This window comes from Streptomyces sp. NPDC002825, assembly GCF_040295385.1.
Classification (GTDB): domain Bacteria; phylum Actinomycetota; class Actinomycetes; order Streptomycetales; family Streptomycetaceae; genus Streptomyces.
Genome location: NZ_JBEOVH010000019.1, coordinates 80,649 through 93,745, shown reverse-complemented (window position 1 = coordinate 93,745; position 13,097 = coordinate 80,649). Strand labels below are relative to the sequence as shown.

At 74.4% G+C, this 13,097-nt stretch carries 14 protein-coding genes; 12 read left to right on the top strand and 2 right to left on the bottom strand.

Annotation, left to right across the window (positions count from 1 at the left end; translation table 11 throughout):
* Positions 1-26: 26 nt before the first annotated feature.
* The 8 genes from ABT041_RS23730 (at position 27) to ABT041_RS23695 (ending at position 7,194) form a co-directional block, all read left to right on the top strand.
* Positions 27-413, top strand: a complete 387-nt coding sequence (locus ABT041_RS23730) for a VOC family protein (RefSeq protein ID WP_351187506.1) — start codon at positions 27-29, stop codon at positions 411-413.
* 73 nt (positions 414-486) lie between these two features.
* On the top strand, positions 487-1,167 hold the full coding sequence (locus ABT041_RS23725; RefSeq protein WP_351187504.1) for an ABC transporter permease: 681 nt from the start codon (positions 487-489) through the stop codon (positions 1,165-1,167).
* Positions 1,164-1,838 (top strand): ABC transporter permease, encoded by a 675-nt coding sequence (locus ABT041_RS23720; protein ID WP_351187502.1) that lies wholly within the window; start codon positions 1,164-1,166, stop codon positions 1,836-1,838. The genes ABT041_RS23725 and ABT041_RS23720 overlap by 4 nt, the downstream gene beginning before the upstream one ends.
* Before the next feature lie 32 nt (positions 1,839-1,870).
* Complete coding sequence (locus tag ABT041_RS23715) at positions 1,871-2,824, top strand: ABC transporter substrate-binding protein (RefSeq protein ID WP_502976581.1); 954 nt, start codon at positions 1,871-1,873, stop codon at positions 2,822-2,824.
* Between the two features lie 61 nt (positions 2,825-2,885).
* Positions 2,886-4,193: an alpha/beta fold hydrolase gene (locus ABT041_RS23710; protein WP_351187500.1), complete on the top strand. Its 1,308-nt coding sequence runs from the start codon at positions 2,886-2,888 to the stop codon at positions 4,191-4,193.
* Between the two features lie 90 nt (positions 4,194-4,283).
* Entirely contained in the window at positions 4,284-5,414 is a 1,131-nt protein-coding gene (locus ABT041_RS23705) for a GntR family transcriptional regulator (RefSeq protein WP_351187498.1), read from the top strand.
* Positions 5,415-5,512: 98 nt separating this feature from the next.
* The gene (locus ABT041_RS23700) at positions 5,513-6,445 is read left to right on the top strand and encodes an SIS domain-containing protein (protein WP_351187496.1); all 933 of its coding nucleotides are present in this window, start codon (positions 5,513-5,515) and stop codon (positions 6,443-6,445) included.
* Entirely contained in the window at positions 6,442-7,194 is a 753-nt protein-coding gene (locus tag ABT041_RS23695; protein WP_351187494.1) for a PIG-L deacetylase family protein, read from the top strand. The genes ABT041_RS23700 and ABT041_RS23695 overlap by 4 nt, the downstream gene beginning before the upstream one ends.
* Before the next feature lie 18 nt (positions 7,195-7,212).
* Here the strand turns inward: ABT041_RS23695 and ABT041_RS23690 are convergent, their stop codons facing one another.
* Together ABT041_RS23690 and ABT041_RS23685 are read right to left on the bottom strand one after the other, a co-directional pair.
* Positions 7,213-7,986, bottom strand: a complete 774-nt coding sequence (locus tag ABT041_RS23690; protein WP_351187604.1) for a VOC family protein — start codon at positions 7,984-7,986, stop codon at positions 7,213-7,215.
* Between the two features lie 98 nt (positions 7,987-8,084).
* Positions 8,085-9,038, bottom strand: a complete 954-nt coding sequence (locus tag ABT041_RS23685; RefSeq protein ID WP_351187492.1) for an NAD(P)/FAD-dependent oxidoreductase — start codon at positions 9,036-9,038, stop codon at positions 8,085-8,087.
* A gap of 67 nt (positions 9,039-9,105) precedes the next feature.
* Between ABT041_RS23685 and ABT041_RS23680 the strand changes: the two genes are divergently transcribed.
* The 4 genes from ABT041_RS23680 to ABT041_RS23665 all read left to right on the top strand — a co-directional run bounded on the left by ABT041_RS23680 (position 9,106) and on the right by ABT041_RS23665 (position 13,076).
* On the top strand, positions 9,106-9,693 hold the full coding sequence (locus tag ABT041_RS23680) for a helix-turn-helix domain-containing protein (protein ID WP_351187490.1): 588 nt from the start codon (positions 9,106-9,108) through the stop codon (positions 9,691-9,693).
* Between the two features lie 70 nt (positions 9,694-9,763).
* Positions 9,764-10,732 (top strand): NADPH:quinone oxidoreductase family protein, encoded by a 969-nt coding sequence (locus ABT041_RS23675; RefSeq protein WP_351187488.1) that lies wholly within the window; start codon positions 9,764-9,766, stop codon positions 10,730-10,732.
* Positions 10,729-11,910, top strand: coding sequence for an acyl-CoA dehydrogenase family protein (locus ABT041_RS23670; protein WP_351187486.1), 1,182 nt, complete (start codon positions 10,729-10,731; stop codon positions 11,908-11,910). The genes ABT041_RS23675 and ABT041_RS23670 overlap by 4 nt, the downstream gene beginning before the upstream one ends.
* Positions 11,907-13,076, top strand: coding sequence for an acyl-CoA dehydrogenase family protein (locus ABT041_RS23665; RefSeq protein ID WP_351187484.1), 1,170 nt, complete (start codon positions 11,907-11,909; stop codon positions 13,074-13,076). Before ABT041_RS23670 ends, ABT041_RS23665 begins: the two co-directional genes overlap by 4 nt.
* Positions 13,077-13,097: the final 21 nt, after the last annotated feature.

The following is a 13,097-nucleotide window of genomic DNA, read 5'->3' as shown; positions in this document are numbered from 1 at the left end:
CACCGGGCCCCGGAAGGGAGCACGACATGTTCGGCGAGACCACGGCGTACAGCAGCTTCTCGGTCGACGACCTCGGCGCCGCGCGTGACTTCTACGGCGACGTCCTCGGCCTGAGGGCGGAGGAGACCGGACCCGAGGGGATGCGGATGCTGAACCTCGTCCTGCCCGGCGGGGCGCGCGTCTTCGTCTACCCCAAGGAGAACCACACCCCCGCCTCCTTCACGATCCTCAACTTCGAGGTCGAGGACATCGACCGGGCGGTCGACGAGCTGGTGGGGCGCGGGGTGACCTTCCAGCGCTACCCCGGCTTCGAGGCCGACGAGAAGGGCGTCGTGCGCGACACGCACGGCCCCGCCATCGCCTGGTTCACCGACCCGGCGGGCAACGTCATCGCCGTCCTCTCCACGGGCTGACCGTCCCCCGTGGGCGACCCCCTAACGGCCCGGCCAGGGTGCGCGGGAGCCGCCCACGGTCTCGAATGGGGGCGTGACCGCGCCGCCCGACGACTGCCTCGCCCGCAACGAGTGGATCTGCGGCGACTACCTCTCCACCCGGCGCGAGATCCTCGGCGACGCCGTCGTCCAGCACCTCCAGCTGACCGGCGCCGCCCTCGCGCTCGCCGTACTGCTCGCCCTGCCCCTCGCGGTCGCCGCGCGCCGCTGGCGGTGGGCGGCCGGGCCCGTCCTCGGGCTCACCACGCTCCTGTACACGATCCCGGCGCTTGCGATGTTCTCGCTGCTCCTGCCGGTGTACGGACTGTCCCCCGCCCTCGTGGTGGCGGGGCTCGTCCTGTACTCCCTCACCCTCCTCGTACGGAATCTCCTCGCCGGGCTCCGTGCCGTCCCCGAGGAGACCCGGCAGGCGGCGCGCGGCCTCGGGTACGGGCCGATCCGGCTGCTCCTCGCCGTCGAACTGCCCCTCGCGCTGCCCGCCGCCATGGCGGGACTGCGCATCGCCACCGTCTCCGCCGTCTCCCTCGTCACCATCGGTGCGATCGTCGGCCACGGCGGCCTCGGCAACCTGATCTACGCGGGCATGAACACCTACTTCAAGGCCCAGGTCCTCACCGCCTCCGTGCTCTGCGTGGTCATCGCCGTCGCCGCCGACCTGCTCCTCCTCGGCGCGCAGCGGCTCCTCACCCCCTGGACCCGGGCAGGGGCCGCGTGACCGCCCTCGCCGACGCGTGGTCCTGGCTCACCACCGCCACGAACTGGTCCGGCGACAACGGCGTCCGGCACCGGCTCGTCGAGCACCTCTTCCTCACCCTCGTCTGTCTCGCCCTCAGCTGCCTGATCGCCCTGCCCGTCGCCCTCGTCCTCGGCCACCTCGGCAAGGGCGGCACGCTCGCCGTGAACCTCGCGAACGCCGGCCGCGCCGTCCCCACCTTCGCCGTCCTCGTCCTGCTGCTCCTCAGCCCGCTCGGCCCGTACGGGCAGTGGCCGACGATCATCGCCCTGGTGCTGTTCGCCGTGCCCCCGCTCCTCACCAACGCGTACGTCGGGATACGGGGCGTCGACGCCGACGTCGTACGGGCCGCCCGCGGGATGGGCATGACGGGCCGCCAGACCCTGGCCCGGGTCGAACTGCCGCTGGCCCTGCCCATGATCCTCACCGGCGTACGGATCGCCGCCGTCCAGCTCGTCGCCACCGCGACCGTGGCCGCGCTCGCCGCCGGCGGCGGGCTCGGCCGGATCATCACCGCCGGGTTCAACCTCGCGTCCACCCCGCAGGTCGTCGCCGGAGCCTTCCTCGTCGCCGCCCTCGCCCTCCTCGTCGAGGCGGCCTTCGAGGGCGCCCGGCGTCTCGGCCCGACGCGGCTGAAGGGCGGCGGCGGGTGACGGCGCGGGGCGCGGCCGGCGGGCGGCGGCGGGTGACGCGGCCTGCCGTCCTGTGCCTGGCGGTGCTGCTCTGCGCCGGCCTCGCCGGCTGCGCCGTGGGACCGGCCCTGGAGGACCGGGGCGCGGTCACGGGACAGCCCGGCGACGGCCACCGGCTGGTCGTCGGCTCGGCCGGGTTCACCGAGAGCGACCTCCTGGCCCAGATGTACGCGCTGCTGCTCCAGGACGCCGGTCACCGCACCAGGATCCTCTCGGTCACCAACCGGGAGCTGTACGAGCCCGCCCTGGAGAACGGCCAGATCGACGTCGTACCGGAGTACGCGGCGACCTTCGCCGACTGGCTGAACGCCAAGACCGCCGGGGCGGACGCACCGACCGTCGGCTCACCCGACCTCACCAGGACCATGACGGCCCTGCGCGCCCTGGCGGAGCCGCGCGGGCTCACCGTCCTCGACCCCGGCCGCGCCGTCGACCAGAACGCCTTCGCCGTCACCGCCGCCTACGCCGCCGAGCACCGCCTGAAGACGCTCGGCGACCTGGGGGCCGCACGGCTGCCCGTGCGCCTCGCGGCCGGTGACGAATGCGTCCGGAGGCCCTACTGCGCCCCCGGCCTGAAAGAGGTCTACGGCATCGACGTGACGGCCGTCGACCCCAAGGGCGTCGGCACCACCCAGGCCAAACAGGCCGTGCAGAGCGGCCGGGACCACATGGTGCTCACCACGACCACCGACGCCACCCTCGACGCGTTCGGACTGGTCCTGCTCGACGACGACAAGCACCTGCAGAACGCCGACTTCATCGTCCCCGTCGTCAACCGCGCCCGCGCCGGCGGCGAGAGCGTCACCCGCGCGCTCGCCCGCCTCAACACCGTCCTGACCACCGCCGACCTGGCACACCTCAACGAACAGGTGGACAGCTGGCGACGGCTCCCGCAGGACGTGGCACGCAACTACCTCGCGGAGAAGGGACTCGTCCCGCGCCGATGACCCGCACTCCATGTGATCCACTGTCCTCGCGGGGGCGTACCGAACAGGAGCAGGAGCAGCGTTGACCACCTACCGCCAGCCGGGCCTCGTCCTCACCGACCACCGGTTCCCCGTCCCCCTCGACCACACGCGCCCCGACGGCGAGCGCATCGAGGTCTTCGGCCGCGAGGTCGTCGCGAGCGACAAGGACCGCTCGGGCCGCGAGGGGCTCCCCTGGCTGGTCTACCTGGAGGGCGGACCCGGCTTCGGAGCCCGCCGCTTCATCGGCCCGCAGGCCTGGCTCGGCCGCGCCGTGCAGGAGTTCCGCGTCCTCCTCCTCGACCAGCGCGGCACCGGCCGCTCCACCCCCGCCAACCGCCAGACCCTGCCGCTGCGCGGCGGCCCGGCCGAGCAGGCCGACTACCTGGCGCACTTCCGCGCCGACTCCATCGTCAAGGACTGCGAACTGATCCGCCGCCGGCTCACCGGCGGAGCCCCCTGGACGGTCCTCGGCCAGAGCTTCGGCGGCTTCTGCGCCACCCACTACCTCTCCACCGCCCCCGAAGGCCTGGAGCGGGTCCTCATCACCGGCGGCCTGCCCTCCCTGGACGCCACCGCCGACGAGGTCTACCGCGCCGCCTACCCCCGTGTCCGCCGGAAGAACGAGGCGCACTTCGCCCGCTACCCGCAGGACGCCGAACGGGTCAACGCGATCGCCGCCCACCTCATCGACCACGAGGTCACCCTCCCCGGTGGCGGACTGCTCACCGTCGAGGCCTTCCAGTCCCTCGGCATCCTCCTCGGCTCCGGCGAGGGCACCCACCAGCTCCATCTGCTCCTGGAGGGCGCCTTCGTGCCGACCCCGGCCGGGCCCGCGCTCGCCGACGCCTTCCTCGAACAGGTCCAGGCCCACCTCTCGTACGCGGGACACCCGCTCTACGCCGTCCTCCACGAGGCCATCTACGCCCAGGGACAGGGCCCCACCGACTGGGCCGCCGAACGGGTCCGCGCCGAGCACCCCGAGTTCGACGCCCGTGCGGCGCTCGAGGAGGGCGCGCCCCTGCTCCTCACGGGCGAGACCGTCCACCCCTGGCACTTCACCACCGACCCCGCCCTGCGCCCGCTGCGCGAGACAGCCGAACTGCTCGCCGCGCGCACCGACTGGACCCCGCTCTACGACCCCGACCGGCTCGCCGCCAACAGGGTCCCGGTGGCGGCCGCCGTCTACCAGGACGACATGTACGTCGACACCGCCCACTCCCTGGAGACCGCGCGGGCCGTCCGAGGGCTGCGGACCTGGGTGACGGACGAGTTCGAGCACGACGGGGTACGGGCCGGCGGGCCGCGCGTCCTCGACCGGCTGCTCTGCCTCGCCCGCGACGAGATCTGAACGCCGCCGCGGGAGAGGCATAGGATTCGGCGCGCAGTCGATCAGCAAGGACACCGGGGTGCAGGCCCCGGCCCGCACGAAGGGGCCCGGATGGCGGCACGCGAGACACCTGCGTCCGGCCGGGAGCTGAAGTTCCGGGCCCTCATGGCCGAGCTGCGGCGCGGCATCCTCGACGGCACCTGGCCCCCCGGCAGCAAACTCCCCACCGAGCGTGCCCTCGCCACCGAGACGGGCCTGTCCGTCACCACCGTCCGCCGCGCCTACGAGGACCTCGTCGCCCTCGGCCTCGTCGAACGACGCCAGGGCGCCGGCACCTTCTCCGCCCACCGCCCCGAGCGCGACCGCGCCGACCGGCGGATCGTCGGCGTCCTCGTCCCCGACACCACCTACTACTACCCGCGCGTCCTGCAGGGCATCGAGCGCGAACTCGCGGCGGCCGGCGCCCGGCTCGTCCTCGCCTGCTCGCAGTACGACCCCGCCGAGGAGGACGCCGCCGTCGAACGGCTCCTGTCCGCCGGGGTCCACGGCCTCCTCCTCGTGCCCAGCCTGCACACCGCCACCGACCCGGGACGGCGCGCCGAAGAGCTCCTCGCGCTGCCCGTCCCCGCCGTCCTCGTCGAGCGCCGGCTCGCCGCGTACGGCCCCGGCGACCCCACCGAGCACGTCTGCACCGACCACGAGGGCGGCGCCTACGACGCCGTCCGCCATCTGCGCGCCCTCGGCCACGAACGGCTCGGGCTGGTCACCCGCACCGACGCGCCGACCACCGCGCCCATCGAGTCCGGCTTCGCCCGCGCCCTCGCCGACCTCGGACTTCCCGCCGCGCCGCCCCACGAGCGGGACGTGAGGGACGGCTGGGACCCGGGCCGCGCGGACCGGGCGCTCGCCGCGCTGCGCGCCTCGGGCGTCACCGGCGCGCTCTGCTTCGGCGACCGGGAGGCCGCCCTGATGCTCGGCGCGGCCCGCCGCGCCGGACTGCGGGTGCCCGGGGACCTCGCCCTGGTCAGCTACGACAACGAGTTCGCCGATGTCGCGGAGACCCCGCTGACGGCCGTCTCGCCCCCCAAGTACCAGCTGGGCCGCCTCGCCGCGCAGATCCTGCTGCGGCGGCTCGCCGAGGGGGAGGCGGCCCCGCTCCACCAGGTGCAGCTGCGACCGAGGGTCGTGGTCCGCGCCTCCTGCGGAGGTCGGGCACAGGACGCGCGAAAGTCCAAGCAGTGAGTGCGGATTGCTCATGGTGTGCTCTGGTCACGCACGGATACAACTCGGTCCGGACCCGCGAGGGCCCCTGCGGAGCCCGTGAGGAGAGGACCCGGACCATGAGCACCCACGTCAGCGCGGAGATCGCCGGCCAGCCCGACTGCTGGCGCCGCGCCGCCGAGATCGCCGACCGCGACGCCGGCCTGCTGCCGGCCCGCGGCGAGCGCGTCGCGGTCGTCGGCTGCGGCACCTCGTACTTCATCGCCCGTGCCTACGCGGCCCTGCGGGAGTCCCTCGGCGCGGGCGAGACCGACGCGTTCCCCGCTTCCGACCCGACCGCGCTCGGCCGCGGCTACGACCGGATCGTCGCCCTCACCCGCTCCGGAACCACCACGGAAGTCGTGGACCTGCTCGCCGGCGCCGGCGGCCGCGTCCCGACGCTCGTCGTCACCGGCGTCCCCGGCAGCCCCGCCGGGCGGCTGGCCGACCGGATCGTCGACCTCGGCTTCGCCGACGAACGCTCCGTCGTCCAGACCCGGTTCGCCACCACCGCCCTCCAACTCCTGCGCGCCGGGCTCGGGGTGGACCTCGGGCCCGCGATCGCCGACGCCGAACTCGTCCTGTACGAGCAGCTGCCGGCCGCCTGGGAGCGGCGCGGCCAGTTCACCTTCCTCGGCACCGGCTGGACCGTCGGCCTCGCCGACGAGGCGGCGCTCAAGCTCCGCGAAGTGGCCCGCGCCTGGACGGAGTCGTACGCGGCGATGGAGTACCGGCACGGCCCGATCAGCATCAGCGACCGGGCGAGTCTGGTCTGCTGCCTGGGCCCTGCCCCTTCCGGCCTGCGGGACGAAGTGGAGTCCACTGGCGCCCTGTTCGCCGCCGACGCGATCGACCCGGTCGCGGCGCTCGTCCGGGCCCAGCGGCTCGCGGTCGCCCTCGCGGACCGGCGCGGCCTCAACCCCGACCGCCCGCGCCACATCTCACGCTCGGTCATCCTCGCCGGGGCGTTCCGCCCGACCGTGTCGGAGGCGACCCGTATCCTGCGCTCATGATCGACACGGATGCACAGGACCTCCTGGAGATGCCCGGCGACTGGACGCGCGCGCTCGCCGTCGTCGCCCACCCCGACGACCTGGAGTACGGCTGCGCGGCGGCCGTCGCCGCCTGGACGGACGCGGGGAAGGAGGTCACGTACGTCCTCGCGACCCGGGGCGAGGCCGGCATCGACAGCCTCGCCCCGGACCTCTGCGGGCCGATCCGCGAGCAGGAGCAGCGGGACAGCGCCGCCGTCGTCGGCGTGGACACCGTCGAGTTCCTCGACCACCGCGACGGCGTGATCGAGTACGGCCTCGGCCTGCGCCGTGACATCGCGGCCGCCATCCGGCGCCACCGCCCGGAGCTCGTGATCACCCTCAACCACCGTGACACCTGGGGCGGGGGCCCGGGCGCCCCCTGGAACACCCCGGACCACCTGGCGGTCGGCCGCGCCACGCTCGACGCGGCCGCGGACGCCGGCAACCGCTGGATCTTCCCGGAGCTGACCGAGCAGGGCCTCGACCCCTGGAACGGCGTCCGCTGGGTCGCCGTCGCCGCCTCCAGCACGCCGACCCACGCGATCGACGCCACCCCCGGCCTGGACCGCGCGATCCGCTCCCTCCTCTGCCACCGCGCCTACATCGAGGCCCTGACGGACGAGGACCCGGAGACGTACGTCCGCTCCTTCCTGACCACGGCGACGTCCCGCGCCTCGGCCCGCTTCGGCGACCGTCCGGCGGTGACGTTCGAACTCTTCGGCCGCTGAGGGCCGAGCCGCGGCGGGTCAGGTCCTCGGATTCGGCTTCATCACCGCGAAGACCGCGCCGAAGGGGTCGGCGAGCCAGGCGATGCGGCCGACGTCCGGGACGTCGGTGGCGGGCATCACGACCGAGCCGCCGCCGCCCTGCGCCGTGCGGGAGGTCGCGTCCGGATCCTCCACCGTGAAGTACGGGATCCAGGTCGCGTCCATCCCTTCCTGGAGCTCGGCCGCGCCTCCGAAGGACGCGTCCTCCTGGTCGCCCTCGGCGGTGGAGATCACCCGGTAGGTCATGCCGGGCGCGTCCATCCGCGACCAGCGCCAGCCGAAGAGGTTCCGGTAGAAGGCGAGGGTGGACTCCGGGTCGGGGACGTGCAGTTCGGCCCAGAGGAGGGTGTTGGTCGCGGAGGTCCGGTCGAGGCCCTTCACGGTCCCCGGCTGCCAGACGGCGAACTCGGCGCCGGCCGGGTCGGTGAGGCAGGCCATGCGGCCCGCGTCCATGACGTCGAAGGCCTCGACGCGCACGGTGCCGCCCGCCTCCGCGGCGGCCTCCTGGGTCGCGTCCGCGTCCGGGGTCTGGAAGTACACCGTCCAGGCGCTCTTCGCGCCCTCGTCGAGCGGTCCCAGCGCGCCGACCGTCTTGCCGTCCTGCTGGAAGAAGCCGTAGCCGCCGGCGTCCGGGCCCGCCGACCGGAAGTCCCAGCCGAAGACGGCGCCGTAGAACGCGGCGGCGGCGTCGGTGTCGGGGCTGCCGAGGTCGATCCAGTTGGGGGAGCCCTTGGTGAACTGCGTACCGAGCATGGGTGGTGTCCCGTCCTTGCGTCGTCCGTGGCCGAATGTGGTCACCATGGCCGATCCTCGCCCGAGGGCCCCCGTGGCGCAGCCCAAGCCGCCGCGTTTCATCCGGCCGGCCGACGGGCCGCCGCCGCCTCCAGATCCTCGAACAGGAGCTCGTTGCTGATCGCCACACCCGCCCGGTAGCCCCGGCTCACCGCGTTGACCACCTGCTCCTGCGGGCCCGTCACGTTCCCGGCCGCCCACACGCCGGGGACGCTCGTCCGGCCCGTCCCGTCGACCGCGACGAACTCCCCGAGCGGGGTCTCGCGCAGCTCAGCGCCCAGTCCCCGCAGCACCCCGTCCCGTGCGGCGAGGCGCCGCGCCCCGACGAAGACCACCGAGCGCGGGACGGTCCGGCCGTCGGCGAGCCTGACGCCGGTCAGCCGGTCGCCCTCGACGGCGAGCCCGGCGACCTCCCCGGCCACGACCTCGATGCCGGCCGCGTCGAGCAGCGCCGCGTCCCGGGCGGAGAGCTGCCCGGCGGTGTGCAGGAAGAGCGTCACGTCCCGGGACCAGCGCGAGAGCATGAGCGCCTGGTGCGCGGGCATCGTGGGATGGGCGATCACGCCGAAAGGCAGGTCGCGGACCTCCCAGCCGTGGCAGTACGGGCAGTGGATCACGTCGCGGCCCCAGCGCTCGGCCACCCCGTCGATGTCCGGCAGCTCGTCGACGAGCCCGGTCGTCACCACGAGCCGCCGGGCACCCACACGGGTGCCGTCCGCGAGCGCCACGAGGAAGCCGTCGCCGTCCGCCGCCGCGCCGGTGACCACGCCGTCCCGTACCTCCACCCCGTACACGGCGAGCTCGCGCCGGCCGGACGCGAGGTATTCCGCGGGGTTCATCCCGTCCCGGGACAGGACCCCGTGCATGTGCGCGGCCGGGGCGTTGCGCGGCTCGCCCGCGTCGACGACCAGCGTGCGCAGCCGCGAGCGGCCCATGATCAGTGCCGCGCTGAGCCCGGCCGCGCCGCCGCCGATCACCACAGCGTCGTACGTCTCGTTCGTTCGTGAGTTCATGCGCCGAGCCTTCGCCGGACGCTGCCGCACTCGCAAGAAGACTTGCCGTTTCTGCAACACTGGCCGCATGACCGAAGACGACCGCATCGACGCCGTCCTGACCGAGGTCGGCCCCCGCCTGCGCCGAGTCCGCCGCGACCGCGGGGTGACCCTCGCCGAGCTCTCCGCCGCCACCGGCATCTCCGTGAGCACCCTGTCCCGTCTCGAGTCCGGGCAGCGCAAACCCAGCCTCGAACTGCTCCTGCCGCTCGCCCGCGCCCATCAGGTCCCCCTCGACGAGCTCGTCGGTGCCCCGCCGGTCGGCGACCCCAGGGTCAAGGCGAAGCCCATCGTGCGGCACGGCCGGACGATGTACCCGCTGACCCGGCAGCCCGGCGGGCTCCAGGCGTACAAGGTGATCCAGGAGAAGGCGCAGGAGCCCCCGGAGCCCCGGGTGCACGAGGGGTACGAGTGGCTGTACGTGCTCTCCGGGAGGCTCCGGCTCGTCCTGGGCGAGCACGACGTCGTGCTCGCCGCCGGCGAGGCCGCCGAGTTCGACACCCGCGTCCCGCACTGGTTCGGGCCGGCCGGGGACGGGCCCGTGGAGTTCCTGAGCCTCTTCGGCCCGCAGGGGGAGCGCATGCACGTACGGGCGCGCCCCAAGAAGTCCGGCTGACCTGGTTCCATCGCGGGCAAGCGACCGCTTAGTATGCCACCGACCGCTCGGTACGGAGGAGGCATTCCGGATGCAGGCATGGCGTGTGTACGAGAACGGCGAACCGGGCGCGGTGATGCGCCGCGAGGAGGTGGAACGGCCCACGCCCGGCGAGGGCCAGGTCCTCCTCCGGGTCCGCGCCGCCAACGTCAACTTCCCCGACGCGCTGCTCTGCCGCGGCCACTACCAGGTGCGGCCCCCGCTGCCCTTCACCCCCGGCGTCGAGGTCTGCGCCGAGACCGAGGACGGGCGCCGCGTCATCACCACCGCCGCCCTCCCGCACGGCGGCTTCGCCGAGTACGCCCTCGCCGACGCCGCCGGGCTCCTGCCCGCCCCCGAGGCCCTCGACGACGCCGAGGCCGCCGCGCTGCACATCGGCTACCAGACCGGCTGGTTCGGCCTGCACCGCCGCGCCGCCCTCCAGGAGGGCGAGACCCTCCTCGTCCACGCGGCGGCCGGCGGCGTCGGCAGCGCCGCCGTCCAGCTCGGCAAGGCGGCCGGCGCCACCGTCATCGGCGTCGTCGGCGGCCCCGACAAGGCCGCCGCCGCCCGCGCCCTCGGCTGCGACGTCGTGATCGACCGCCGCTCCGAGGACGTCGTCGCCGCCGTCAAGGCCGCCACCGGCGGCCGGGGCGCCGACGTGATCTACGACCCCGTCGGCGGCGAGGCCTACCAGCAGTCCGCCAAGTGCGTCGCCTTCGAGGGCCGGATCGTCGTCGTCGGCTTCGCGAGCGGCACCGTCCCGGCCCCCGCCCTCAACCACGCCCTGGTGAAGAACTACTCGATCCTCGGCCTCCACTGGGGCCTGTACGCGGCGAAGGACCCGGCCTCGATCGCCCGCTGCCACGAGACCCTGACCGCCTACGCGTCGAAGGGCCTCATCAAGCCCCTCATCGGCGGGCGCGTCCCCTTCGCCGGCGCGGCGGACGCCGTCCAGCGCGTCGCCGACGGCACCACCACCGGCCGCCTGGTCGTCCTCCCGGAAGGAGCCCACGCATGACCGAAGCCGAGGAACTCCGCAGCCGCGTCGCGCAGTTGATCGCCGATCATCCGCCCGCCACGACCGACCGCACCGACTTCCTGAAGGCCCGCTTCGACGCCGGACTCGCCTGGGTCCACTACCCCGTCGGCCTCGGCGGACTCGACGCGCCCCGCGCCCTGCAGGCCGTCGTCGACGCCGAACTCGCCGCCGCCGGCGCCCCCGACAACGACCCGCGCCGGATCGGCATCGGCCTCGGCATGGCCGCCCCCACCCTCCTCGCGTACGGCTCCGAAGAGGTCAAGTCCCGCTTCCTGCGGCCCCTCTGGGTCGGCGAGGAGGTCTGGTGCCAGCTCTTCAGCGAGCCCGGGGCGGGCTCCGACCTCGCCGCGCTCGGCACCCGCGCCGTACGCGACGGCGACGAGTGGGTGATCGACGGGCAGAAGGTGTGGACCTCCAGCGCCCACATCGCCCGCTGGGCCATCCTCATCGCCCGCACCGACCCGGACGCGCCGAAGCACCGGGGCATCACCTACTTCGTCTGCGACATGACCGACCCCGGCGTGGAGGTCCGGCCACTGCGCCAGATCACCGGCGAGGCCGAGTTCAACGAGGTCTTCCTCACCGGAGTCCGCATCCCCGACGCCCACCGCCTCGGCGAGGTCGGCGACGGCTGGCGGGTCGCCCAGACCACCCTCATGAACGAGCGGGTCTCCATCGGCGGCGCCCGCATCCCCCGCGAGGGCGGCATGATCGGGAAGCTCGCCACGACCTGGCGCGAGCGCCCCGAGCTGCGCACCCACGAGCTGCACCGGCGCCTCCTCGACCTCTGGGTCGACGCCGAGGTCGCCCGGCTCACCGGCGAGCGCCTCCGGCAGCAGCTCGTCGCAGGACAGCCCGGCCCCGAGGGCAGCGCCATGAAGCTCGGCTTCGCCCGGCTCAATCAGGCCATCAGCGGACTCGAGGTCGAACTCCTCGGCGACGAAGGCCTGTTGTACGGGGAGTGGGAGATGCGCCGCCCCGAGCTCGTCGACTTCACCGGCCGCGACGCCGGCTACCGCTATCTGCGCTCCAAGGGCAACTCGATCGAGGGCGGTACCAGCGAGGTGCTCCTCAACATCGTCGCCGAGCGGGTCCTCGGCCTGCCGCCGGAGCCCCGCAACGACAAGGACGTCGCCTGGAAGGACCTCGCGCGATGACTGACCTTCTGTACTCCGAGACCGAGGACGACCTGCGGGCGACGGTCCGCGCCCTGCTCGCCGACCGGGCCGGCCACCAGACGCTGCTGGACCGGATCGAGACGGACGACCCGTACGTCCCCGGCCTCTGGAAGGCCCTCGCGGGCGACATCGGCGCTGCCGGACTCCTCGTCCCCGAGCGGCTGGGCGGCCTGGGCGCGAGCCACCGCGAGGCGGCCGTGGTCCTGGAGGAGCTGGGCCGCGCGGTGACCCCGCTGCCGTACCTCACGAGCGCGGTGGTGGCGACGGAGACGCTGCTCGGCCTGGCGGGGGAGGGCGGCGGCCCGGCCGCCGAGCTCCTCGCCGCGCTCGCCTCCGGCGACCGCGTCGCGGCCCTGGCGGTCCCGTTCTCCACCGCGCCCCCCGCGCCGGTCGGCCCGCTCGACGACGCGGGACGCGCGGGCTCCTCGGGCGCGGCCGGTTCCGCCGATGCCGGCGCGCCCGCGGGCTCTGCCGAACCTCTCGGCTCCTCCGAACCCGTCCGTGCCGTTGCTGACGCAAGTGTCGCCGATGTGTTGCTCGTCCCACGGCCCGACGGGCTCTACGCCGTGGCCGCCGGCGACGTCGTCCTCACCCCGCTGACGCCGCTCGACCTCACCCGGCCCCTGGCCGTCGTCGATGCGAGCGGCGCCGCCGGCACCCGCCTCGCCGACGGCGACGCGTCCCGTGCCGCCATCCGTCGCGGGCTGCTCGCCGGGGCGGGACTGCTCGCCTCCGAGCAGCTCGGACTGGCCGAGTGGTGCCTGGAGGAGACGGTCCGTCACACCCGTGAGCGCCACCAGTTCAACCGCCCGGTGGGCTCCTTCCAGGCCCTGAAGCACCGCATGGCCCAGCTCTGGCTGGACGTGGTCGGGGCCAGGGCCGCGGCCCGCGCCGCTGCCGACGCCCTCGCCACCGGCAGCCCGGACGCCCCGCTCACCGTGGCGGTCGCCCAGGCCTACTGCTCGAAGGTCGCGGTCCGCGCCGCCGAGGAGTGCGTACAGCTGCACGGAGGGATCGGCATGACCTGGGAGCACCCGGCACACCTGGCCCTGAAGCGGGCCAAGTCGGACCAGATCGCCCTGGGCTCGGCGGGCCGGCACCAGGACGCGATCGCCGTTCTGGTGGACCTCCCCGCACCCAGGTAAGGGGCTGCTGTGTTCACCGGA